21 protein-coding genes are annotated in these 22,609 nt (G+C 68.7%); 7 read left to right on the forward strand and 14 right to left on the reverse strand.

What is annotated here, in order from left to right:
* Positions 1-21: 21 nt before the first annotated feature.
* The gene (locus B7K24_RS11735) at positions 22-372 is read right to left on the reverse strand and encodes a hypothetical protein (protein WP_084130522.1); all 351 of its coding nucleotides are present in this window, start codon (positions 370-372) and stop codon (positions 22-24) included.
* A 67-nt stretch (positions 373-439) separates the two neighbouring features.
* Positions 440-2,539: a type IIA DNA topoisomerase subunit B gene (locus B7K24_RS11740; protein WP_144268288.1), complete on the reverse strand. Its 2,100-nt coding sequence runs from the start codon at positions 2,537-2,539 to the stop codon at positions 440-442.
* A 128-nt stretch (positions 2,540-2,667) separates the two neighbouring features.
* Here B7K24_RS11740 and B7K24_RS11745 point away from each other — a divergent pair, with 128 nt between their 5' ends.
* Positions 2,668-3,525 carry a tryptophan-rich sensory protein gene (locus B7K24_RS11745; RefSeq protein WP_200808342.1) on the forward strand — a complete coding sequence of 286 codons (858 nt, stop codon included), beginning with the start codon at positions 2,668-2,670 and terminating at the stop codon, positions 3,523-3,525.
* On the opposite strand, the gene B7K24_RS11750 is transcribed toward B7K24_RS11745, so the two are convergent.
* The 4 genes from B7K24_RS11750 to B7K24_RS11765 form a co-directional block, all read right to left on the reverse strand.
* Complete coding sequence (locus B7K24_RS11750; RefSeq protein ID WP_084130524.1) at positions 3,522-4,016, reverse strand: GNAT family N-acetyltransferase; 495 nt, start codon at positions 4,014-4,016, stop codon at positions 3,522-3,524. The two genes, B7K24_RS11745 and B7K24_RS11750, sit on opposite strands and share 4 nt — an antisense overlap.
* 1 nt (position 4,017) lies before the next feature.
* Positions 4,018-4,392, reverse strand: coding sequence for a hypothetical protein (locus tag B7K24_RS11755; RefSeq protein ID WP_084130525.1), 375 nt, complete (start codon positions 4,390-4,392; stop codon positions 4,018-4,020).
* Between the two features lie 128 nt (positions 4,393-4,520).
* Entirely contained in the window at positions 4,521-5,906 is a 1,386-nt protein-coding gene (locus B7K24_RS11760; RefSeq protein ID WP_200808343.1) for an RNA polymerase sigma factor, read from the reverse strand.
* Positions 5,907-6,039: 133 nt separating this feature from the next.
* Positions 6,040-7,080, reverse strand: a complete 1,041-nt coding sequence (locus B7K24_RS11765; protein ID WP_084130527.1) for a DUF4192 domain-containing protein — start codon at positions 7,078-7,080, stop codon at positions 6,040-6,042.
* Positions 7,081-7,186: 106 nt separating this feature from the next.
* Here B7K24_RS11765 and B7K24_RS11770 point away from each other — a divergent pair, with 106 nt between their 5' ends.
* On the forward strand, positions 7,187-8,260 hold the full coding sequence (locus B7K24_RS11770) for a polyprenyl synthetase family protein (RefSeq protein WP_084130528.1): 1,074 nt from the start codon (positions 7,187-7,189) through the stop codon (positions 8,258-8,260).
* Positions 8,261-8,266: 6 nt separating this feature from the next.
* Here B7K24_RS11770 and B7K24_RS11775 read toward each other — a convergent pair whose 3' ends face one another.
* Positions 8,267-8,617, reverse strand: coding sequence for an Rv2175c family DNA-binding protein (locus B7K24_RS11775; protein WP_084130529.1), 351 nt, complete (start codon positions 8,615-8,617; stop codon positions 8,267-8,269).
* A 126-nt stretch (positions 8,618-8,743) separates the two neighbouring features.
* Between B7K24_RS11775 and B7K24_RS11780 the strand changes: the two genes are divergently transcribed.
* Entirely contained in the window at positions 8,744-9,967 is a 1,224-nt protein-coding gene (locus B7K24_RS11780) for a LysM peptidoglycan-binding domain-containing protein (RefSeq protein WP_234986696.1), read from the forward strand.
* Positions 9,968-10,028: 61 nt separating this feature from the next.
* Complete coding sequence (gene pknB / locus B7K24_RS11785) at positions 10,029-11,975, forward strand: Stk1 family PASTA domain-containing Ser/Thr kinase (RefSeq protein WP_084130531.1); 1,947 nt, start codon at positions 10,029-10,031, stop codon at positions 11,973-11,975.
* 68 nt (positions 11,976-12,043) lie between these two features.
* Here the strand turns inward: pknB and B7K24_RS11790 are convergent, their stop codons facing one another.
* From B7K24_RS11790 to B7K24_RS11805, 4 genes are read right to left on the reverse strand one after another with little or no spacing between them, the layout of a single operon-like run.
* Positions 12,044-13,390: a class II 3-deoxy-7-phosphoheptulonate synthase gene (locus tag B7K24_RS11790; RefSeq protein WP_084130532.1), complete on the reverse strand. Its 1,347-nt coding sequence runs from the start codon at positions 13,388-13,390 to the stop codon at positions 12,044-12,046.
* A 4-nt stretch (positions 13,391-13,394) separates the two neighbouring features.
* The gene (locus B7K24_RS11795) at positions 13,395-14,594 is read right to left on the reverse strand and encodes a pyrophosphate--fructose-6-phosphate 1-phosphotransferase (protein ID WP_084130533.1); all 1,200 of its coding nucleotides are present in this window, start codon (positions 14,592-14,594) and stop codon (positions 13,395-13,397) included.
* A 39-nt stretch (positions 14,595-14,633) separates the two neighbouring features.
* Positions 14,634-15,356 (reverse strand): 1-acyl-sn-glycerol-3-phosphate acyltransferase, encoded by a 723-nt coding sequence (locus tag B7K24_RS11800; protein ID WP_084130534.1) that lies wholly within the window; start codon positions 15,354-15,356, stop codon positions 14,634-14,636.
* A 19-nt stretch (positions 15,357-15,375) separates the two neighbouring features.
* Positions 15,376-16,362, reverse strand: a complete 987-nt coding sequence (locus tag B7K24_RS11805) for an ROK family glucokinase (RefSeq protein ID WP_084130535.1) — start codon at positions 16,360-16,362, stop codon at positions 15,376-15,378.
* A gap of 84 nt (positions 16,363-16,446) precedes the next feature.
* Between B7K24_RS11805 and B7K24_RS11810 the strand changes: the two genes are divergently transcribed.
* A complete protein-coding gene (locus B7K24_RS11810) occupies positions 16,447-18,243 on the forward strand; it encodes a long-chain fatty acid--CoA ligase (protein ID WP_084130536.1) in 1,797 nt (598 codons plus the stop codon).
* 45 nt (positions 18,244-18,288) lie between these two features.
* Here B7K24_RS11810 and B7K24_RS11815 read toward each other — a convergent pair whose 3' ends face one another.
* Positions 18,289-18,495, reverse strand: coding sequence for a hypothetical protein (locus B7K24_RS11815; protein ID WP_200808344.1), 207 nt, complete (start codon positions 18,493-18,495; stop codon positions 18,289-18,291).
* Positions 18,496-18,594: 99 nt separating this feature from the next.
* Between B7K24_RS11815 and B7K24_RS11820 the strand changes: the two genes are divergently transcribed.
* Positions 18,595-20,283 carry a DEDD exonuclease domain-containing protein gene (locus tag B7K24_RS11820; protein WP_084130604.1) on the forward strand — a complete coding sequence of 563 codons (1,689 nt, stop codon included), beginning with the start codon at positions 18,595-18,597 and terminating at the stop codon, positions 20,281-20,283.
* Positions 20,284-20,333: 50 nt separating this feature from the next.
* Here B7K24_RS11820 and trpD read toward each other — a convergent pair whose 3' ends face one another.
* Positions 20,334-21,419: an anthranilate phosphoribosyltransferase gene (trpD, locus tag B7K24_RS11825; RefSeq protein ID WP_234986697.1), complete on the reverse strand. Its 1,086-nt coding sequence runs from the start codon at positions 21,417-21,419 to the stop codon at positions 20,334-20,336.
* A gap of 14 nt (positions 21,420-21,433) precedes the next feature.
* Positions 21,434-21,862, reverse strand: coding sequence for a response regulator (locus B7K24_RS11830; protein WP_084130605.1), 429 nt, complete (start codon positions 21,860-21,862; stop codon positions 21,434-21,436).
* A gap of 111 nt (positions 21,863-21,973) precedes the next feature.
* On the opposite strand from B7K24_RS11830, the gene B7K24_RS11835 reads away from it, so the two are divergent.
* On the forward strand, positions 21,974-22,603 hold the full coding sequence (locus B7K24_RS11835) for a heme-copper oxidase subunit III (RefSeq protein ID WP_084130539.1): 630 nt from the start codon (positions 21,974-21,976) through the stop codon (positions 22,601-22,603).
* Positions 22,604-22,609 lie beyond the last annotated feature (6 nt).

The raw sequence follows: 22,609 nt of genomic DNA on the forward strand, positions 1-22,609 counted from the left end.
AACGTCCCTGATGAACGGCCGTTATGCGGGCAGTGTCGCCAGCCTCGCGTCCACGACGGCCTCCCACTGGCGGGCGCTCCGGCGCGCCTCGATGACGCCCAGTCCCGCGAGCACCGCCACGGCGGTGCTCGCGCCGACCCACCGCGCCCGGCCGGTGAGTGACGCGGCGACCGCACCACCAGTCGCCATCACGATCAGGCCGCTCATCGCAAAGTACGAGCGCGCGTAGGCCTTCATCTCGGCCAGGGCCTCGGCATCTTCGCAGGCCATCACCGCGTCGACGTCGGCGGCGCCCATGCGGCGCGGCCCGCGCCCCGACGCACCCATGTCGGGCAGTCCAGCATTGCGGTCGAGGTATGCCGGTGACGTCATGCTCACTACCCTCGCATGCCCCGCCGCAACCCGCATCGGCGACAGCGCCGCACGGCTCGGCCGCGAACTACGCGTCGATCTGCGCGAGGTCGAGTTTGGCCGCTCCGGCGATGATGAAGTCGCGGCGCGGTCCCACGTCGTTGCCCATGAGCAGCTCGAACACACGCTCGGCGGCCTCCGCGTCATCGGCCGTCACGCGGCGCAGGGTGCGGTGCTCGGGGTCCATGGTGGTCTCCGCGAGCTGGTCAGCGTCCATTTCGCCCAGACCCTTGTAACGCTGGATGTCCTCGTTGTACTTGCGGCCCTTGCGACGCAGGTCCGCGAGCGTCGACGCGAGTTCTTTCTCGGAGTACGTGTAGATGTACTCCTTCTCGCGGCGCGGCGAGCCCTTGACCTCGATGCGGTGCAGCGGTGGCACGGCCGCATACACGCGGCCGGCGTCAATGAGCGGGCGCATGTACCGGAAGAACAGCGTCAGGAGGAGGGTGCGGATGTGGGCGCCGTCCACGTCGGCGTCCGTCATCAGAATGATCTTGCCGTAACGGGCGGCCTCGAGGTCGAACGTGCGACCCGATCCTGCTCCGAGTACCTGGATGATCGCAGCGCATTCGGCGTTGTGCAGCATGTCCGTCACGGACGCCTTCTGCACATTGAGGATCTTGCCGCGGATGGGGAATAGCGCCTGGAAGTCTGAGCGGCGCGCCAGCTTGGCCGTGCCGAGCGCCGAGTCACCCTCGACGATGAACAGTTCGGACTGTTCGATGTCGTTGGAGCGGCAATCCGCGAGCTTGGCCGGCAGCGAGGACGTCTCGAGCGCGTTCTTGCGTCGCGAGATCTCCTTTTGCTTACGGGCGGCCACACGGGCGCGCATCTCCGCCACGATCTTTTCGAGCACCGAGTTGGCCTGCTGCTTCGCGTCTCGCTTGGGACTGGTGAGGAGCGCACCCAGTTCGGTCTCGACGACCTTGGAGACGATGGCGCGCACGGGGGTCGTGCCCAGCACCTCCTTGGTCTGGCCCTCGAACTGCGGTTCGGGGATACGCACGGTGACGATGGCGGTCAGGCCCGCCATGATGTCGTCCTTCTCGATGCGCTCGGCGCCGTCCTTGCCCGTGAGCTTCAGGCGACGCGCGTTGGTTTCGATGACCTTGCGCATGACCTTGGTCAGGCCGGCCTCGAAACCTGCCTGGTGGGTGCCGCCCTTGGGCGTCGAGATGATGTTGACGAAGGATCGCACCTCGGTCTCGTAGCCCACACCCCAGCGCAGCGCGATGTCGACCACGCACTCGCGTTCGACCTCCTCGGACACCAGGGCACCGTCGGGCTTCAGCACCGGGACGGTTTCCTTGTATGAGCCGGTCCCCTGCAGCTCCCATGTGTCGGTGATGCCGGCATCGGTCGCGACGAAGTCGACGAAGTCCTTCGCACCGCCGTCGTAGCGGAACGACTCCTGGTGGGGATCGTCGGGGTTGCGCTCATCGCGGATGGTGAGCGTGAGTCCCGGCACCAGGAACGCGGTCTGGCGCGCACGGGTCAGCAGGTCCTCGTAGGAGAACGTGGCGTTCTTGTTGAAGATCTGGCGGTCCGCCCAGTAGCGGGTACGGGTGCCGGTACGGCCCTTGGCGACCTTGCCGGTGATGTCGATCTCGGAGCCCGTCAGGAACGGCGAAAACGCGGAATCCGGGGTCGGGTGGCCGGGGCCGTCGGCCCACTGGCCGGGCTCGCCCCGCCGGAACGCCATGTGGTGTGTCTTACCGCCGCGATCGACCCACACGTCGAGGCGCTCGCTGAGCGCATTAACCACGGAGGCACCGACGCCGTGAAGGCCGCCGGAAGCGGCGTACGACGAGCCGCCGAACTTTCCGCCCGCGTGCAGCTTGGTCATCACGACCTCGAGGCCCGTCAGACCGGTCTTGGGCTCCACATCCACGGGGATGCCGCGGCCCTGGTCACGCACCTCGACCGAGTCATCGGGATACAGGATGACCTCGATGGTGTCACCGAACCCGCCCAGCGCCTCGTCGACCGAGTTGTCGATGACCTCCCACAGGCAGTGCATGAGGCCCCGCGAGTCGGTGGTGCCGATGTACATGCCGGGACGCTTGCGCACCGCCTCGAGACCCTCGAGGACGGATAGGTGTCGTGCGGAATAGTCGGATGCTGCCACGGCGACAAGGGTAGACGCCGCCGCCGACACGGTCGTACAGGCGCACCGCGCGATGCCGTTCGCCGGGCCGATGCGGTGGCCGGGACTACTCACGGCGCGCCCCGCGTTGTGGTCACCAAGGAGGACTCATGACGACCACCGAGACGCCCACGACCACCGCCGCCGACCGGGTGCGCCAATGGACCGTCGCGGTCGGTGCCATCATCGCGATGCTCGGGGCCGCCTGGGGTTCCGGCGCGTTCGGCGGCACACCGATCCAGGACGCCGCCGGCGGTGCACTTGCGGCCGATGCCACCCTGGTGGCCCCCGACTCCCCCGCCTTCTCCGTCTGGTCGGCGATCTACGCCGCGTTGCTGCTCTTCGCCGTGGTCCAATTGCTGCCGACGCGCGCGAGCGACCCGCGCATGCGCGCCGTCGCCTGGTGGGTGCTCGCCTCGATGGTCCTCAATGCCGTCTGGATCACCGTCGTTCAGGCCGGATGGCTGTGGCTGTCGGTCGTGGTGATCGCCGCGCTGGTAGCGGTCCTCGGGGTCGTCGCCGCACGGCTGACGGAGGTTCCCGCCGCGAACCCGCTCGACCTCGCCGCCACCGAGATCACCGTCGGGCTCTACCTCGGGTGGTCGGCGGTCGCCACGGTCGCGAATGTGACTGCCGCGGGACGCCAGGGCCTGGGTGTCGATGCGTCAGCGGGGACCGTGTGGGCCGTGGCCGCCCTTGCCGCAGTGGGCGTCCTCTCCGTCGTCATCGCGTTGCGCCTGCGCTGGACTCCCGTGCTGGCCATCGCTACCGGCCTCGCGATGGCCTGGGGACTGGGCTGGATCGCGGCCGGACGCGCGGAGGGCGAGCCCCACGACCTCGCGGTGATGTGGGCCGCTGGCCTTGCGGCGGCCGTGGCCTTCGCCGCTCCGTACGCCGCCTACGACTTCCGGCGCGACCACCGCATCGGCCCCCTCGACGACGACCCCATGACGGACGACGTCGCCTAGAGTCCTTCGCCCCTGGTGTCGGGCACGTCGGCGCGGCCACGCACGGTCATCATCGCGATGTTGTCGGACTTCACCCAGAACTCGAGGTCCTCGTACAAGGGCTTGCCCATGGGGGTGGCGTGCAACTCGACCACCTCGATGCCGCGCGCGTCGGTCTCGCGCAGGAGTGCCTCCATGACGGCGCGCCCGTAGCCCTTGCGCTGATGTTGCGGCGCGGTCGACACCCACTGGATGTAGCCCATGTGGTGGGCGTTGGCGCCGGGCTTCGGCAGGCGGGGCGCAATGTTGACCAGGCCGCAGCAGGCCAGCCCGCCCTCGGGGGCGTCGATCACGATGCCGATGAGGTCCTTGCCCAGGCGATCACGGACCAGCCGCGTCGCATCGACGGCCCAGGTCGGTGTGGGCTTCGCGCCGACCGCCTTATACATGAGCGCGCCCAGGTGGACGATCTCGGCCGCATCAGCCGGGGTGGCCTCCCGAGTGAGCGCCATGTCAGCGCCAGGAGACGGCGACGATGATGTTCACCACCGTCAGCGCTCCCACCAGCCACCAGAAGGTGCGCACCGGCGCGAGGTCACCGTCGCCTGCGAGTGCCGCGCGGGTCTTCTTGCCACCCACCTCGGCGAGGCCAGCGATGGCGAGCGCGACCGCCAGCTTCACGCCGATCTTGGCGTGGTCGACGTCGACGTCGTTCATCTCCGCCACGCCCACCAGCAAGATCCCGGTGAGGACCTGGGCGCGTGCACCCCAGACCATGGTCTGAGTGATGCGCTTGGCGGAGGCTCGCAGCTGGTCGAGGAACGGGCCGAGGATGGCGGCGAGTCCGATGAAGTGCAGGATCAGCAGTGCGTAACGCAGGACGTCCATGACGTGGGTTCCTCCCCTAAGGTTCGGCGTCGATGCTATCGCGACCTCACCGCGGCCCGGCACGGCACACGACGACAGAGGCGCCTCACCCGTGCGGGTGAGGCGCCTCTGTTGTGCGTGGTTGGGGCTTAGTCCAGGTAGTCGCGCAGCACCTGGGAGCGCGACGGGTGACGCAGCTTCGACATCGTCTTGGACTCGATCTGGCGGATGCGCTCGCGGGTCACGCCGAAGACGCGGCCGATCTCGTCGAGCGTCTTGGGCTGACCGTCGGTGAGACCGAAGCGCATGCCGACCACGCCGGCCTCGCGCTCGGACAGGGTGTCCATGACCTTGCTCAGTTCCTCCTGGAGGAGCGTGAAGCCCACGGCGTCGGCCGGGACAACGGCCTCGGAGTCCTCGATGAGGTCACCGAACTCGCTGTCACCGTCCTCGCCGAGCGGGGTGTGAAGCGAGATGGGCTCGCGGCCGTACTTCTGGACCTCCACGACCTTTTCGGGGGTCATGTCCAGCTCGGCGGCCAACTCCTCGGGGGTGGGCTCGCGGCCCAGGTCCTGGAGCATCTGGCGCTGTACGCGGGCGAGCTTGTTGATGACCTCGACCATGTGCACGGGGATACGAATGGTGCGTGCCTGGTCGGCCATGGCGCGGGTGATGGCCTGACGGATCCACCACGTGGCGTAGGTGGAGAACTTGTAGCCCTTGGTGTAGTCGAACTTCTCGACCGCACGGATGAGGCCCAGGTTTCCCTCCTGGATGAGGTCGAGGAAGAGCATGCCGCGGCCGGTGTAGCGCTTGGCGAGCGACACGACCAGACGAAGGTTCGCCTCGAGCAGGTGGTTCTTCGCGTGACGGCCGTCGTTCGCGATCCACTCGAGCTCGGTGCGCATCTTCGGGGCGATCTTCTCGCCGCTCGAGAGCTTCTCCTCGGCGAACAGGCCGGCCTCGATGCGCTTGGCAAGGTCGACCTCCTGCTCGGCGTTGAGGAGCGCGACCTTTCCGATCTGCTTGAGGTAGTCCTTGACGGGGTCGGCGGTGGCGCCGGCCGTCATCACCTGCTGGACCGGGGCGTCATCCTCGGCGTTGCCGAGCACGAAGCCGCGTGACTCGTCCTCCGGCTCGTCCTTGCCTGCGTCGCCCTTGGCGTCGCCGTCGGCGTCCTCGGCGTCTGCGTCGACCGTGGGCTCGTCCTCGGGCTCGTCCTTCGCCGCGGCCTTCTTGGCGGGAGCCTTCTTCGCGGCGGTGCGGCGAGCGGGTGCCTTCTTGGCGGGAGCCTTGGTGGCCGTGGCCTCCTCGGTCTCCTCCGTGCCGGTGGCCTCGGTGCTGGCCTTCGCTGTCGACGCCTTCGCGTTCTTGCGGGCGGTGGACGTGGCTGCGGTAGTCGTGGCCTTCTCCTTACGTCGGGAGGGCGTCTGCGATGTCGCGGTGCGAACAGCAGATGCTGACGTGGTCGTCGTGGTGGGCTTGCGCGGGCGAGCGCCTTGCTCGTCCGGTCCTTCAGCGGGAAGGGACGTCATCGCGCTCCTCTGCATAGGACCGGGGAACTGTCGAAGACGGTGAGCGCCTCGCGCAAATCCATTCAATTATAACGACGATCCACGGTGATACGTTCCCCTGACACCCGCGATTTTGACGCTCCTCGCGCGCCGTTCACCAGTCATCGGGGAGCTCGCGCTGCCAGCCCGGCCCCAGTCCCATCTCGCACATCTCTCTCAGCAACATCGCCAAGGTGTAACCAGGATCGCATGCGAGAGCCTCGTGCGCGCACTCGCGGGACGTGACGAGGTCCGCCTGCCACCATGCGAGGACCGCCGCGAGCGCATACAGCGGCGCCCTGTCGCGCCGGCGGGCGTGAGCGGTGGCCTCGACGCACCACTGGCGTGCCGCATCGATCACGTCGTCGTCCGGGACCGCGGTCGAGCCTGGCCGTAGCGCGCCGTCCATGACGCGGTGCACGGCGCGGCTCTGGCGCCCCTGGAGGACGTCGCGCACCACAGTGGGCGAGGCACCCAGCCACCGCACGATCAGCGCGTCGCGCACACGGACATCGTCCAGCGATGCGATGGCCTTGCCCCATTGCGGTGCGGAGACATCGGTGGCCATGCTGGCCTGCACAAAGCCCCATGCCCGCTGACACCACTCGTCGCGTTCCATCTCCTGGTGGCGACGCCACCTGTCAGCGGCGCGCGCGGCGCGTTTCTTGGTCTCCGACGGCACCGCTGGTCGCGAGGTCGGCGTGTGACGAGCGAGGGCCCGCGCGCGCCGCTCGACGACAACGGGCCGCGTCGGCACGGGACGCCCGTGTGGTGGGCAGCACCCCACATCGCCGCACTCCTCGCCCCAATAGGTGGCGCCATCCGTGACCCAGGCCATGACGTCGACCCCCGCGCATTCGAGGACCGGCAGCAGTTCACTAAGGGCCGGGCAGGCCGAGCCCGGCTCGAGGTCACTCCAGCTGACCACGGCCGCTCGCAGCACGCCCGCATCGACGAGGTCACGCGCGAGCGTGGGCGCGGTCTCGGGCGACAGCTCGGGGACGCATAGATCGACGCGGGGGATGCTGACCGCGGTGAGGAGCTCGTCGGCGTGCCCGGTACCGATGACGATGACGGCGTCGCGCGGTGCCGCTCCGAGGAGGACCGGGAGGGAGGCGATCAGTTCGCCGGGGCCGTGAATGGTGGTGGAGTTCATGCGCCCAGGCTGTGCCGAGGTGACGCTTCGGCGCCGCGGCGCACCACCGGCTGTGGACAGGACGCCGGCTGAGGGAGCGGTGGGGACGGGGCCGTAGGCTGACCCGGTGAGTTCCTCTCTTGACCTCTGGCGTCACCGCACCGATGCTCAGATCGCCGCTACCCTCGCCGCCGTGTCCCGCCCAGTGGTGGAGGCCGTGCCCAGCGCCACGGAGATTCTGGAACCGCTCGAGCGCTACGCCGCCGGGGGCAAGCGACTGCGCGCGCTCCTGCTGCTCGCCTCTCATCGTGCCCACGGCGGCGAGGCGGGCGACGCTGCCGTCGCCCTCGCGGCCGCTCTCGAGCTGTTCCAGACGGCGGCTCTCCTTCACGACGACGTCCTCGACGACTCCGACACGAGGCGCGGCGGCCCGGCCGCGCACCGCATGATTGAGTCTCTTCACCGCTCACGCGGTTGGGCAGGCCCTGCCGACGACTTCGGCGCTGCGGGTGCAGTGCTGTCCGGCGATCTCGCTCTCATGGCATGCCAGCGTGCCGTCGGTGCAGCGTGCGCCCAGGCAGACGTCGACCCCGCACTGCTCTCGGGACTCTTCTCCGACATGGCCGACCTTGTCACGGCGGGCCAGTACGCCGACATGCGTGCCGCGGCACAGCCGCTCGAGCACCTCGCGGATCAAGAGGACGAGATCGTGGCCGTGATGCGCGCCAAGACCGCCTCCTATTCGGCCGAGTATCCCCTGGCACTCGGCGCGGCCGTCGCGGGTGCCAACCCCGACGCGGTCGAGGCCATGCGTGCCATCGGACGCCGCTTGGGCGTCGCATTCCAGTTGCGCGATGACGTGCTGGGCCTGGTGGGCGCGCCCGCCACGACTGGCAAGCCCGCCGGCGATGACCTCAGGGAGGGCAAGCGCACCATCCTGGTGTGGCACGCCTGGCGCCATGGCGACGAGGACACGCGCGCCGCGATCGCCGCCGTCATGGGCGACCGAGATGCCAGTGACGCCGCGGTGGAGCGGGGGGTCGCCGCGGTCGTCGCGACCGGCGCGACGACCGCGGTCGAGGCGCGCATCGCCGCGCTCACCGATGAGGCCCGCCGCTTGCTGTCCGACTGCGACCTCGACGATGCCGGCGCCGCCGTTCTGAACGACCTCGTGACGGCGCTGGTCGACCGCGCCGCGTAGGGGCCGCTACAGCAGGGTCTGAGCGACGCGGCGTACGGGTGCTCGCTTGCCCTCGCGCAGTGCGTTCAACGGGGTTGCGCTGAGTTCCTCGTGGAACGTCGTGAGCCATTCCACGATCTCTTCATCCGTGAAGCCGTTGTCGCGCAGCAGCGTGAGCGTTCCCGCCAGTGTGGGCAGCACGCGCGCCCGCCCGTCGGACTCTTCAATGAAGTCGCCCAACAGGTGCCACGCGTCGTTGTCGCCTCGGCGCACCGCCACGAGGCCGCCGGAGCGAATCATGTCTCGCACATCCGAGGCGCTGACGCCCAGGGCGTCGGCGAAGTCGGGAACGGGCAGCCAGGTCGTCTCGTCACTCACCCCTACAGCGTATAGAACGCCGCGCCGCTCGGATGCGCGAACTCCTTGCCGATGGTCCCACCGTCAACTACAGTCACTTTTGTCACAACAGTCACATGGGGCACATCTGCCTCAGGAGGAGCGATCGTGGGACGCCAAGACCATCTGAAGCGCGCGGCCGGAGCGGCCGTCGCCGCCGGCACGGCCTTTGCCATCACCGCCACCGGTGCCATCCCCGCGGTCGCCGCCGACGAGCACCGCGTCTCGCCGGGCGACACGGTCTCGGCCCTCGCCGTCAAGTACGGCACATCCGTCAAGCGCATCGTCGACGCCAACCACCTCGACTCGCGCGCCCGCATCTACGCCGGCCAGACCCTCACGATCCCGTCGCTCACGGCGTCGAGCTCCGCAAAGACCTCGCAGTCGACGGCGGCGGTGACGACCTCGGGTACCCACAAGGTCGCCAGTGGCGACACCGTGTGGGCGCTCGCCCAGCGCTACGGGACCTCGGTGGCGTCGATCGTGAAGGCGAACTCGCTGGGCTCGTCGGCAATGATCCGCATCGGCCAGACCCTCACCATCCCCGGGAAGGGTGGGACGGTCACCGCCGCCCCCACCACGTCGGCCCCGACCACCACCGCATCGGCCACCCACCGCGTCTCCTCCGGCGACACCGTCTCGGGCCTCGCCGTGAAGTACGGCACCACGATCTCCGCGATCGTCAAGGCCAACAGCCTGGGCAGCAACGCGATGATCCGCATCGGCCAAGCCCTCACCATCCCCGGCGTGAGCACCGGCGCGACGGGCGGCGCGACGCCGACGTCGAACACGGTGACGCTGGCGACCGAAAACAACCTCGACGAATTCGCGACGCTGGCCAGCGGTCTGGTGGGTGACTCGTTCGCGGGCCGCACCTACGCCGCCGGCGTCGTGGGTGCCGCCAACCAAAACAAGGCCACCTTGAATTCCATCAGCGTGCCGAGCCGCGCCGACATGCAATCCATGGTCGTGGCCGCCGCGAAGCGCTACGGGGTCGACCCCGCGCTCGCCCAGGCCGTCGCCTACCAGGAGTCGGGCTTCAACATGCGTGCCGTCTCCCCTGCCAACGCCATCGGCGTCATGCAGGTCATCCCCACCTCCGGCCAGTGGGCCTCCGACCTCGTCGGGCGCGACCTGAACCTCTTGAACCCGGTCGACAATGTCGAGGCCGGCGTCGCGATCTTGAAGCACCTGACGCGCGGTGGACGCGACCTGGACATCGCCATCGCCGGGTATTACCAGGGCGAAACCGGGGTGGCGAAGTACGGCATGTATTCCGACACCAAGCAGTATGTGGCGTCCGTCAAGGCCCACATGAAGCGGTTCGGTTGACCCTCGCGGCACACGGCGCGGGCACCACCTGCCTCGCCTGCGCGTTGCCTACAATGTGACCGTGTCAGAGACCCTCACCGACCCGCTGATCGGCCGCGTTATCGACGGCCGGTACGAGGTGCGTGAGCGCGTGGCCGCGGGCGGCATGGCGACCGTGTACGTTGCCTTCGACCGCCGACTCGAACGAGACGTCGCCCTCAAGGTGATGCACCCTCACTTGGCGGCCGATGCCACCGAGGCCGACTTCGTCGCCCGCTTCCGTCGCGAGGCCAAGGCCGCCGCACGCCTCACCCACCCGGGCATGGTGCGCGTCTACGACCAGGGCGTCGACGGCTCGGTCTCCTATCTGACCATGGAATACGTGGGCGGCGAGAATCTCCGCCAGCGCATGCAGCACGAGGGTCCCCTGAGCGTGGGCGAGGCGCTCGGCATCGCCGAACGGGTCCTCGATGCCCTCTCCGCAGCACACCGGGCCGGCCTGGTGCACCGCGACGTGAAGCCGGAAAACGTCCTCATCGACGAGGAGGGCGGCCCCAAGCTCACCGACTTCGGCCTGGCCCGCGCCGTCACCGAGGTCACGTCCACCGCGACCGGCACCCTGCTCGGCACGGTCGCCTACCTGGCGCCCGAGGTCATCACCGAGGCCTCGGCCGATGCCCGGGCCGATGTCTACTCGGTGGGCATCCTGCTCTACGAAATGCTCACCGGCCACCAGCCCTTCACGGCCGAAACCGCGTTGGCCGTGGCCTCGCGGCACGTCCACGAGGACGTGCCCGCTCCCTCCGCGCTCGTCCCGTGGTTGCCGACGGAGATCGACGACTTGGTGGCGGTGCTGTCCGCCCGCGAGGCCGCCGTGCGCCCCACGGACGGCTCCGAGGCGTTGGTCGCGGTGCGTGAGACACGCGCGACCATCGACGACCCCACCCTCGACAAGCGCGCCGCCCGCCCCTCGGGCGACGACGAGATCGCGACCGATGGCGACCACACCACGGTGCTCGAGGAATCCCCCGCGGGCGCGACCATCGCGCTCCCCATCGGCCTCGATGGCGAGGCCCGCGCTCTCACGGTGGCCCACGACCTTCCCGACGACGACCCCGAGGCCTCCGAGCCGACCCGCCAGCGTCACCGTGCGGGCTGGTGGGTGGGCGCAGTCGTGGCCGCGGCGCTCGTCCTCGGCGCGCTCGGGCTGTGGTGGTATCAGGCCATCGGCCCCGGCGCCTACACGACGGTCACGGACGTGACGACGCTGAGCGAGGCACAGGCGGAGACAGCCCTGGAAAGCCAGGGCTTCACCGTCGAGACCGAATACACGAACGACGACGTGGTCGCCGAGGGCATCGTCATCGAATCCGAGCCCAGCGCCAACGCGCGTGCCCTTAATGGCGCCGAGGTCGTCATCACTGTGTCGCAAGGCCCACGCATGACAGAGGTGCCCGACGTCGTCGGTGATGCCCAGGCCGATGCCGAGGAGACGCTGACCGACGCCGGCTTCACGCTCGGTGAGACGCGCACGGAGAACGACGACACCGTCCCCGCCGGCGAGGTGCTCAGCATGACTCCCGGTGCCGGCGAGACCATCCGGCATGACTCCACGGTGACTCTGACGGTCTCCGAGGGTCCCGCCCCCATCACGATCCCGGACCTCACGGGCATGACGGAGGACGAAGCAGTGGCGGCGCTCAAGGAGTACGCGATCGAGCCGACCATCGAGTACGGCCGCACCGAGGACGTCGAGACAGGCGAGGTCTACGCCCAGTCCGCCGAGCCGAACTCGGACGGCTTCCGCACACAGGAGATGAGCATCACCGTCTCCGAGGGCCTGCCTCTCGTCACCGTCGAGGACGTCCGCGGCATGAACTTCGAGGACGCGAAGGCGTTGCTGGAGAGCCAGTACCTCACCGTGACCGGCGACGATAACCCGTGGAACTTCTCCACGGTCGTGTTCAACATGGATCCGGCCCCCAACGCGCAGGTTGAGCGCGGCACCGAGATCTACCTCGAGTACTGACACCCAGACACACACAACGGCCGATGCCACGGTGACCGTGGCATCGGCCGTTGTGCTGTCGTCTGGGATTACGCCTGGCTGAGCAACTCCGAGACGAGGAAGGCCATCTCGAGCGACTGCTGGTGGTTCAGGCGCGGGTCGACCTTGGTCTCGTACCGGGCCGCGAGACCCTCGTCGTCGATCTCCTCGGTGCCGCCCATGACCTCGGTCACGTCGTCGCCGGTGAGCTCCACGTGAAGCCCGCCGGGAACGGTGCCGAGGGCGCGGTGCACCTCGAAGAACCCGGTGACCTCGTCCAGGATCGTGTCGAACTTACGGGTCTTGTAGCCCGAGTCCGACGTGAACGTGTTGCCGTGCATCGGATCCGTGAGCCACGTCACGTTGATGCCGGCGTCGCGCACCGCCTCCACAATGGGGGGCAGCGCCTCGCGCACGTGCTGAGCACCCATGCGGGCGACGAAGGTCAGGCGACCGGGGGTGTTGTCCGGGTTCAGACGCTCGGCCAACGCGATCGCATCGGCACCCGTGGCCGTGGGGCCCAGCTTCACGCCGATGGGGTTGTTGATCTTCGACATGAACTCGACGTGAGCCCCATCAAGCTCCCGCGTGCGCTCGCCGATCCACAGGAAGTGTCCCGAGCAGTCGTACGCGTCGCCCGAGCGCGAGTCGATGCGCGTCAGTGCCCGCTCGTAGTCGAGCAGCAGCGCTTCGTGGCTCGCGAACAGGTCAACCGTCTTCAGCGCATCAAAGTCGCCGCCGGCGGCCCCCATGAAGCGCACCGCACGGTCGATCTGCGCGGCCATCTGGTCGTACTTGGCGTATGCCGGGTTGGCCGCGAAGCCCTTGTTCCATGCGTGCACCGAGCGCAGGTCGGCAAAGCCGCCGTGCGTGAACGCGCGGATCAGATTCAGCGTCGAGGCGGACACGTGATACGCGTCGAGGAGGCGCTGCGGGTTGGGCACCCGCGACTCCTCGGTGAACGCGTGGCTGTTGACGATGTCGCCGCGGTACGCGGGAAGCGTGACGCCGTCGCGCGTCTCGGAGTCCGAGGAACGCGGCTTCGCGTACTGGCCCGCCATGCGGCCAATCTTCACCACCGGCGTCGAGGCGCCGTACGTGAGGATGACGGCCATCTGCAGGATGGTCTTGATCTTGTTGCGAATCCGGTCGGCGGTCGCCTCCGAGAAGATCTCGGCGCAGTCGCCACCCATGAGGACGAAGGCCTCTCCCCTGCTCGCGGCGGCCAGCTGCTCACGCAGCACATCGGCCTCACCGGCGAACACCAGCGGGGGCAACTCACTGAGCCGCCCCGTGACGGCGTCGAGCGCGTCACGGTCGGGCCACGTGGGCTGCTGCTTCGCCTCGAGGGCGCGGTACGAGTCGACGCCGGCGGCCGCGAGGGCTGCCTCACTCATGCGCTCACCCCTGGCCGATGTCGGTCAGCAGCTCGGTGTACCACTCGGTCGTGGTGTCGAACGGCTTGTGACCGGCGATGCGCGGGAACTCGATGGCCTTGAGGCGGCCACCGTCCTCCTCGTCGTGACCGATGACGCCGGGCTCGCCACGCAGGGCGCACTCGACGGCGAGGTCGGTCATCGACTTGATGAGGCGCAGGTCCTCGGGGTTGGCCTTCGCGGCGCGCGAGAAGTAGCCCGACTTCTGGACCATGACCTTCTCGGCGCCCAACTTCTCCGCGAACTGCTTGGCGAACCACTGGCCGGGGTTGATGGTGTCCAGCTTCACGTGGCCGAAGGGGTCCTTCTCCACGGTGCCGCCGGAGGCCTCGATCTCCGCGATGATCTCGGGCACACCAGCGCCCTCCGACAGGAAGATGTTGACGTTGCCAACCTCGTCCATGATCGCCTTGAGACGGGTCGCCTCGGCGTCGATGTCGAGCTTCTGCTCCGGCACATACAGGGCGTGGATGTCCCAACGCTCCTTGGACAGGCCGATCTCGGGCAGCCACTCCTGGGTGTCGAGCCACTGGCGGTACTTCATGCCGGCGGCGGCGGTGAGCCAGCCACAAGCGCGACCCATGACCTCGTGAATGATGAGCATGCGCGGGCCCGAGCGGTGCTCGCCGATGATGTTCTGCGCAAACTCGCTGGCCTGCTCCGCGGCCGACCAGGCACCGAGCGACTGCTTGATGGGCACCACGTCGTTGTCGATGGTCTTGGGAAGGCCCACCACCGTGAGCTCATAGTCGTTCTGGTGCAGGTACGCGGCCAGGTCGGCGGCGGTCGTGTTGGTGTCGTCGCCACCGATGGTGTGCAGCACGTCCACGCCGTCGGCCTTCAACTGCTCGGCGGCGACCTTCAGGGGGTCCTCACCCTCGCCCACAAGGCCACGCTTGAAGCAGTCTTCGTAGTTGGTGAGCTTGACGCGCGAGTTACCGATGGGCGAGCCACCAAACTCGTGGAGCAGGCCCGCCTTCTGGCGAACGGTGTCCGTGATCTCCACATACTTGCCCTGCAAAAGGCCCCAGTAGCCGTGCTGGTAGGCGATGATCTCCACCTCGGGTGAGATCTCGGTATAGCGCTCGATCAGGCCTCCGACGGCGGAGGACAGGCAGGGGGCGAAACCACCCGCGGTGAGCAGGGCGACACGGCGGACCGACATGGCAGACCTTTCGTGGGATGTGTGGGTTGCGTGAATATTCTAGGGGGCCGATGCGTCGGGCTCGGAGCCGCGGCTCCTCGCCTCCCGCTCGAGCTGATGCTTGTACTGCGCGGCGTCGCGGTCCACGTACTCCTGACCCGACAACTCCTGGATGGCGGTCATCACCGAATCGGTGAGTTCCCTGAGCGCCTCGCGGTCATCCTGACGGCCCGCGTAGGCGGAAATGTGAATCGGCTCGCCGATGCGCACCCCGATGGGGTGGCGGCTGGGGACCTTCTGCCCAATGGGCTGGGCGATGTGGGTGTCGATCATGGCCACGGGAATGATCGGCACGCGCGCCTCGATGGCCATGCGTGCCACACCCGTCTTTCCGCGGTACAGGCGTCCGTCGGGGCTGCGGGTGCCCTCGGGATAGATGCCGAGAAGTTCGCCCGCCTGCAGAGCCTCGAGCCCCGTGCGCAGGGCCGCCTCCGAGGCGCGGCCCCCTCCGCGGTGGACCGGAATGACACCCGAGCCTTCCATGAAGGCGCGCGTCGCCCACCCCTTCGGCCCCTTCCCGGTGAAGTACTCGGACTTGCCGAGGAACAGCACCTTTCGCTTCAACACGAGCGGCAGGAAGATCGAGTCAGAAAAGGACAGGTGGTTCGAGGCGAGGATCGCGCCGCCCGACGTGGGGACGTTTTCCGTCCCCTCCGCCCAGGGCCGGTAGTACGTCTTCACCGGGGGTCCGATGAGGACGTGCTTGAAAAGCCCGTAGTACACGGCGCTGTGCCTCCAGTAACTAGGCGGACTGACCCGGGGTGGCCGCGTCCTCGGCGACGGCGAGGCGCGCAAGCTCCGCCGCTCCGACGATACCCGCATCGTTGCCCATCGAGGCCGCAACGATCGGTGCCACCGGTCGGTGTCCCGCGGCGGGCAGGTGCTTCAGGTACGACTCACGGGCCGGCTCGAGGATGAGGTCGCCCGCGGCGATGACGCCGCCACCCACAACGTACATCTCCGGGTCCAGCACCGCGGCGAGCGACGCGGCGCCCGCACCGATCCAGCGGCCGAGGTCGGTCAGCAGCTCGATGCCCAGATCGTCACCCTCCTCCGCGATCTGCGTCACCAGCGGCCCGGTGATGTTCTCGGGGTCCCCACCCGCGAGGCGCAGCAGGCCCGCGGCCCGCACCGAGCGCTCTCGCGCGGCGCGGCGCGCCTCCCGGACGAGAGCGGAGCCCGAGGCGTACTGCTCCCAGCAGCCCTTGAGGCCGCAGCCGCAGGGGTGCCCGCCGGGCTGAACGCGGACGTGGCCGAGCTCCGCGGCGAATCCCGCGGAGCCGCGGATGAGCTGCCCGTCGGAGATGATCGCGGCGCCCAGGCCGGTGCCGATCGTGAGCATGATCATGGACGAGGCCTCGCGGGCAGGGCCAAACGCGAACTCGGCCCACCCGGCGGCGTTGCCGTCGTTCTCCACCACGACACGCACGTCGTCGCGGCCGATGGCCGCGGTGACCTTCTCGGCGAGCGGGTACTCGCGCCACGCGATGTTCGGCGCGAAAAGCACACGTTCCCGGTCGGCCGACACAAAGCCCGCTGCTGCCAGGCCGATCGCCTCGAACTCGTGATCGGCGGCCAACTCAGCCACGGCATCGGCGATCGCGGCGTCGATGCTCGCGGCGTCCTCCGGCTGCGTCTTCCGACGAGTCTTCGCGACGATCCGACCTTGTTCATCGACGACACCGACGGCAATCTTCGTGCCGCCAATATCTACGCCGATCGCATGCATGTGCCAGGGCTCCCTCTGTTGGGTGGTGGGACTCACTAGAGGGTATCGTGAGCCAACCCTGCTGTAGCGACGGAGACCGAACTCATGGCACCTCAGGACGCGACGTACGCGCCCCACATCGTCTCCCTGGTCCGCAAGACCTGGGAGTCCCACGCATCAAAGACGATCGTGAAGAATCCTCTCCCCGACGACAGCTGGACCGACGTCACGGGTGCCGAGGCACGTCAGCAGGTCGACGCCACCGCCAAGGGACTCATCGCTCTCGGGGTGAAGCCGGGCGACACGGTCGCGATCCTGTCGCGCACGCGCTGGGAGTGGACGGTGGCCGACCTCGCGATCATGACCGCCGGCGCGGTGCCCGTGCCGATCTACGACACCTCCTCCGTCGACCAGATTCAGTGGATCTGCGAGGACGCCCAGGTGGGCGTCGTCATCGCCGAGACCGCGACACACGCCTCGCGCGCCCGGGAGGTGCTCGACGCGGGTTCGACGCCGCTGCGCGACATCCTCGTCATCGACGACGGCGCGTTCGAAGCGCTCGCCGAGCGCGGAGCGACGGTCAGCGACGCGGAGCTCGAGGCGGCCCTCGCGACCGTGAACCACGACACGCTCGCGACCATCATGTACACGTCCGGCACCACCGGTCGCCCCAAGGGCGTGGAGCTGACCCAGTTCTCCTACGTGCGCCACATCAAGGGCATGACCGACGAGATGCACGAGATCATCTTCGAGGAGGGCGCCTCCACGGTGCTGTTCCTCACGCTCGCCCACTCGCTTGCGCGCCTGGTGCAGCACATCCTCATCTCCAACGGCGTAGTCATTGGCTACTGCCCCGACGCCAAGCGGCTGGTGCCCCTCATCGGCACCATGAAGCCCACCCTGCTGCTCGCGGTGCCGCGCGTGTTCGAGAAGGTCTACAACGGCGCCGAGCAGAAGGCCGCGGCGGACGGCAAGGTGAAGATCTTCCGCTGGGCCGCGAAGCAGTCGATCGGTTACTCGCGCGCGCTCGACACTGAGGCGGGCCCCTCGTTCATGCTGCGCCTGACCCACAAGATCGCCGACGTGCTGGTGCTGAAGAAGATTCGCGCACTGCTGGGTGGCCGGGCGCACTGGGCGGTGTCCGGTTCCGCCCCGCTCGGCGACCGCCTGGGCCACTTCTACCGTGGCCTGGGGCTCGTGGTGCTCGAGGGCTACGGGCTGACCGAGACCAACGCGGCCTCACACGTGAACCGCACCGACCTGTCCAAGATCGGCACCGTCGGACCGCCGCTGCCCGGCCTCGAGGTCAAGATCGCCGAGGACGGCGAGATTCTCATGCGCGGTGAGCAGATCTTCCGCGGTTATCACCGCAACCCCGAGGCCACGGCCGAGGCGATGGAGGATGGCTGGCTGCGCACCGGCGACATCGGCTCCGAGGACGCCGACGGCTACCTCACGATCACTGGCCGCAAGAAGGAAATCATCGTCACCGCGGGCGGCAAGAATGTGGCTCCCGCCGAACTCGAGGACCGCATCCGCGGCTACTCACTCATCAGTCAGTGCGTGGTGGTGGGCGACTCCCAGCCGTTCATCGCGGCGCTCATCACCCTGGACGCCGAGGCCCTGCCGGGCTGGCTCAAGGGCAAGGGATGGGAGCCGATGACCGTCGCGGAGGCGGCGCAGGATCCGCGCATCCTCGAGCGCATTCAGAAGGCGGTGGACCGCGCCAACCGCGCCGTGTCGCGCGCGGAGTCGGTGCGCACGTACCGCATCCTCGACGAGGATCTCACCGTCGACAACGGCTACCTCACGCCGTCGCTCAAGGTGAAGCGCGCCCGCGTGCTCGAGGACTTCGCCCCGGTGATCGACCAGATCTACCAGGGCAAGCACGCGGCGAAGTAGTGCGCCGGTGCGCCCTCGCCCCGGGGTGGGGTTCCACGCGAGTCGTTAGCCCGCCCGCCGATGGACGGCGCGCGGTTCGACCCGTCGCGACGGCGGAACCAGTCCACCGGCCACGAGCAGGTCGACGGCGCGGCTCTGGTCCGCGTCCATCGCCGGTGGCGCCGCAGCGCGCACGGGAATCGTCAGGAATGACACGACGCAGTCACCGCACGCCTTGCCACGCACTTCGCAGGTATCGCAATCGATCTTCATGCCGGCGACGCTACGACGGGGGTCTGACATCGGCGCATGGCGACGCGTCACGGCGCCCCGCTGTGCGTCGATGTCGGTGGGTCGACTTACCGTAAGGGCATGACCACGGACCTCCAAGGCACGCTCGACGCGATCGGCGAGCCGCTCTCGGCGACAACCTTCGTCGTGGTCGACCTTGAGACGACCGGCGCGTCACCCGCCGAGTGCGGCATCACGGAGATCGGTGCCGTGAAGACGCGCGGCGGCGAGGTGGTCGGCGAGTTCCAGACACTCGTGGACCCGGGCGCTCCCATCCCGCCCATGATCGTCGCGCTGACCGGCATCACCGACGCCATGGTGGTGGCCGCGCCCCGCATCGAGCAGGTCCTCCCGTCCTTCTTGGAGTTCCTGGGCGACGCCGTGCTCGTGGCTCACAATGCGCGCTTCGACGTGGGGTTCTTGAAGGCGGCGTGCCGGATCCACGGGTACGACTGGCCCCGCCCCGAGGTCGTCGACACCCTCGCCCTCGCCCGCCGGGTGGTGACGAAGGAGGAGGCACCCAACCGCAAGCTCGGCACCCTCGCGCGGGTTTTCGGCACGCGCGTCACCCCCAACCACCGCGCGCTCGAAGATGCGCGTGCCACCGGCGAGATCTTGCATGGCATGCTGGAGCGCCTCGCGGCCTTTGGCATCACCCACCGCGCCGACCTCGCGACGTTGCGCGACCCGGTGTCCGAGAAGGTGCGCCGCAAGGCCACGATGGCCGATGCGGTGCCGGCCAAACCGGGCGTCTACACGTTCCGTGGGCCGCGCGGTGAGCGCCTCTATGTCGGCACCTCCAAGAACCTGCGCTCCCGAGTGAAGTCCTACTTCACGAAGGCCGAGACACGCCGACCCATCCGCGAGATGGTCGATCTCGCGGTGGGAGTGGACACGGTGGTCGTGCCCACCGAACTCGAGGCGAATGTGCTCGAGGTGCGCATGATCGACCGGTATCGCCCGCACTACAACCGGCGTTCGGCTCGCCCCGAGCGCACGCCGTGGGTGCGTCTCACGGATGAGCCGTTCCCCCGCCTGGTGGTAAGCCGCTCGGCGGCGGCCGACGGTGCCGACCTGGGTCCCCTACGCTCCGCGGCGGATGCCCGCCGCGCCGTCGAGGCGCTCGAACAAGCGCTCGGAGTGCGCACCTGCCGCACGCGCCTCACCCGCACGCCCCGGGCCGATGCCCGCGCGTGCATTTTGCTCGACCTCGGCCGGTGCGCCGCCCCCTGCCTGCGGGGAGACGAGTCGGGGTACGCGGCCACTGTGCAGGCCGCGCGCGCGGCGCTGCGCGACGACATCTCCCCCGTCGTCGACGCCTTGGCGGCGGAGGTTGCCGAACATGCCAACACGGAGAGTTTCGAGCGGGCCGCGGAACTGCGTGACTCCATCAGCGCGATCGTCGACGCCGCCGAGCGGGCGGCGCGGCTGGCGTCGCTGCGCGCGTGCAGCATCGTCGCCGTACGCCGCGACGGGGACGCATGGGAGTTGATCTCCACCTCGCGCGGGACGCTCGTGGGCTCGGCGCGCGTGCGCAGCGGCGTCTGGGCCGCTGCGGGTCCGCTGCAGGAGGCGTGGAACACGTTCGAGCTTGCGGAGCCCCTCATCGAGGAACAAGAGATGATTCTGCGGTGGCTCGACCGGCCCGGCACTCGGCTGCTGCACGTTGATGGCGAGTGGTCCTCGCCGCTGACGGCGCCCGGACGCCACCACAAGTGGGTCGACGCCCGCAGGCTCGACCGCGGCCGCCTCGCGGACACCGTCAGATAACACCGCACGCACCACCCATGGGGAGACGCGGCGAGTCGATCGCGTCGGCGCTAGGCCTGGGTTGCCGCCACCCACCGGTCGAGCACGTCGGCGGCCGCGCCCGAGTCGATGGCACGCTCCGCGTGACCGATGCCGGCCCGCATGCGCTCCACGAGGGTGCCCGAGGACGTGCCGGGCAGGGTGGCGTCGGACACGATGCCCGCGGCCGCGTTGAGCAGCACAGTCTCGCGCACCGCGCCGCGCTCACCGGCGAGGACCGCGCGCGCGACGGTGGCGTTCTCGACCGCCGTGCCTCCACGGATGTCCTCGATCGTGATGGGTGTGAGGCCCAGGTCCGCGACCGGGTCGAGGCGTATTTCCGTCACTCCCCCGCCACGTACCTCCCACACGGTCGCGGGGCAGACGCCAGCGAGCTCGTCGAGACCGTTGTCGCTGTAGAACACGAGAGCCTCGCGTCCCTGGTCGGCGATCACGCCGGCGAGGACCGGTGAGACGCGCAGGCTGGACGATCCGATGGCGGTCGCCGCCGGTTGTGCAGGGTTGGTCAGCGGGCCCAGGATGTTGAAGGTCGTCGGGACGCCCAACTCCTTGCGGATGGGCATCGCGAACCGCATCGCCGGATGGAAAACCTGAGCGAAGCAGAAGGTAATGCCCACCTCGGTCGCGAGCTCCTTGACGCGCTCCACGGGCAGGTCGAGCCGTACGCCCAGCTCGCCCAAGACATCGGCGCTGCCCGACTTGGACGTCGCGGCTCGGTTGCCGTGCTTGACCACGGTCAGGCCGGCGCCCGCCATCACGAGCGACGACATGGTAGAGATGTTGACCGTGGCGAAGCCGTCCCCGCCGGTGCCGACGATGTCGACGGTGCGGCCGGGCACCTCGAAGCGCAGCGAGTGCTTGAGCATGGCGGCGGCGAGGCCGGCAACCTCGGTGGGCGTCTCGCGCTTGACGCGCAGCGCCGCGAGGAACGCACCCATCGCCACCGGGGACGCCGCATCCGTGAGGATGTCGTCCATCACGGCCGCAGTCTCTTCGGCGGTGAGGTCCTCGTGCTCGACGAGGCGGGATAACAGTTCCTGCAGGGTGGCCACGGTGCCTCCGGGTCGGTCGGAGATGAACTCGGATGCGCGGCTCACGGCCGCGCCGGGCGTCAGGACGACTGGGTCGCGGGGGTGAAGAAGCCTTCGACCGCGTCGCGCACCACGAACGGGTCGAGGGGGTGCGCCACCGCGGCCTCGGCCTCCGACCACGTCGCGAGCCATGCGTCGGCCGGGCGCCCCACGAGCAGCAGCACCGGCGGAGCGGCGTAGATCTCGTGCTTGATCTGGCGGCAAATTCCCATGCCACCGACCTTGGCGGCCTCGCCATCGAGCACCAGCAGGTCAAAGTGCTCATTCTCGACGGCCTCGATGACGGCGGCATGCGTCGCGGTCTCGAGCCACTCGACGCTCCGGCCGCCCACCGTCGACCCGACGGCGAAGCGCACCTTCTCGCGCACATTGCGGTCATCGCTGTAAACCAGAATGCGCGCCTTGCGCGCCGTCACCTCGGACTTGTCGTGCTTTGCGACGTCACTCATGGCGCCCATTCTGGCACGAACTTGCGCGCTCATTCGTTGATGGGTTGCGAGCCACGGAGGACCGCGATTCGCTGGCGCCTTCACACGGATTCTTACGCAATAATGGGACCCATGTCCCATGCGACGACTATGCCGTCACCCATCCATGCCACGCGCCCTAACCAGGTAGCCGTCGGCACGATCGTCTGGCTCAGCTCTGAGTTGATGTTCTTCGCGGGTCTCTTCGCGATGTACTTCACGCTGCGAGCCCAGGTCCCCGAGATCTGGGCTGAGAAGACGGAACTGCTCAACGTTCCGTTCGCGCTGGCCAACACCACCATCCTGGTGCTGTCCTCCTTCACCGCACAGGCAGGCGTCTGGGCGGCCGAGCGCTACCAGCGCCGCCGCACCGGCTCCTTCTTCAAGGTGAAGTCGTGGGGCATGCACGAGTGGTTCGTGCTGACGTTCATCATGGGCTCGATCTTCGTAGCCGGCCAGGTGTACGAGTACGCGATGCTCGTCTCCGAGGGCCTGACGATTTCGTCGTCGCCCTATGGCTCGGTCTTCTACCTCACGACCGGCTTCCACGGCCTGCACGTGATCGGTGGACTGATCGCCATGCTTTTTGTCCTCGCGCGCTCGTTCGCCGCCAAGAAGTTCGGCACGCACGAGGCGACCACCACCATCGTCGTGTCGTACTACTGGCACTTCGTCGACGTGGTCTGGATCGCCCTGTTCGCCGTGATCTACCTGGTTCAGTAAGGGAAT

The sequence above is a fragment of the Demequina sp. NBRC 110055 genome (genome assembly GCF_002090135.1).
In the GTDB taxonomy this organism is placed as follows: Bacteria; Actinomycetota; Actinomycetes; order Actinomycetales; family Demequinaceae; genus Demequina.

Bases quoted from the DNA above. Each gene is read 5' to 3' on its own strand.
- B7K24_RS11735 (WP_084130522.1), bottom strand. From the start codon at position 372: ATGACGTCACCGGCATACCTCGACCGCAATGCTGGACTGCCCGACATG.
- B7K24_RS11745 (WP_200808342.1), top strand. From the start codon at position 2,668: ATGACGACCACCGAGACGCCCACGACCACCGCCGCCGACCGGGTGCGC.
- B7K24_RS11750 (WP_084130524.1), bottom strand. From the start codon at position 4,016: ATGGCGCTCACTCGGGAGGCCACCCCGGCTGATGCGGCCGAGATCGTC.
- B7K24_RS11755 (WP_084130525.1), bottom strand. From the start codon at position 4,392: ATGGACGTCCTGCGTTACGCACTGCTGATCCTGCACTTCATCGGACTC.
- B7K24_RS11760 (WP_200808343.1), bottom strand. From the start codon at position 5,906: ATGACGTCCCTTCCCGCTGAAGGACCGGACGAGCAAGGCGCTCGCCCG.
- B7K24_RS11765 (WP_084130527.1), bottom strand. From the start codon at position 7,080: ATGAACTCCACCACCATTCACGGCCCCGGCGAACTGATCGCCTCCCTC.
- B7K24_RS11790 (WP_084130532.1), bottom strand. From the start codon at position 13,390: ATGAGTGAGGCAGCCCTCGCGGCCGCCGGCGTCGACTCGTACCGCGCC.
- B7K24_RS11795 (WP_084130533.1), bottom strand. From the start codon at position 14,594: ATGTCGGTCCGCCGTGTCGCCCTGCTCACCGCGGGTGGTTTCGCCCCC.
- B7K24_RS11805 (WP_084130535.1), bottom strand. From the start codon at position 16,362: ATGCATGCGATCGGCGTAGATATTGGCGGCACGAAGATTGCCGTCGGT.
- B7K24_RS11810 (WP_084130536.1), top strand. From the start codon at position 16,447: ATGGCACCTCAGGACGCGACGTACGCGCCCCACATCGTCTCCCTGGTC.
- B7K24_RS11815 (WP_200808344.1), bottom strand. From the start codon at position 18,495: ATGAAGATCGATTGCGATACCTGCGAAGTGCGTGGCAAGGCGTGCGGT.
- B7K24_RS11820 (WP_084130604.1), top strand. From the start codon at position 18,595: ATGACCACGGACCTCCAAGGCACGCTCGACGCGATCGGCGAGCCGCTC.
- B7K24_RS11830 (WP_084130605.1), bottom strand. From the start codon at position 21,862: ATGAGTGACGTCGCAAAGCACGACAAGTCCGAGGTGACGGCGCGCAAG.
- B7K24_RS11835 (WP_084130539.1), top strand. From the start codon at position 21,974: ATGTCCCATGCGACGACTATGCCGTCACCCATCCATGCCACGCGCCCT.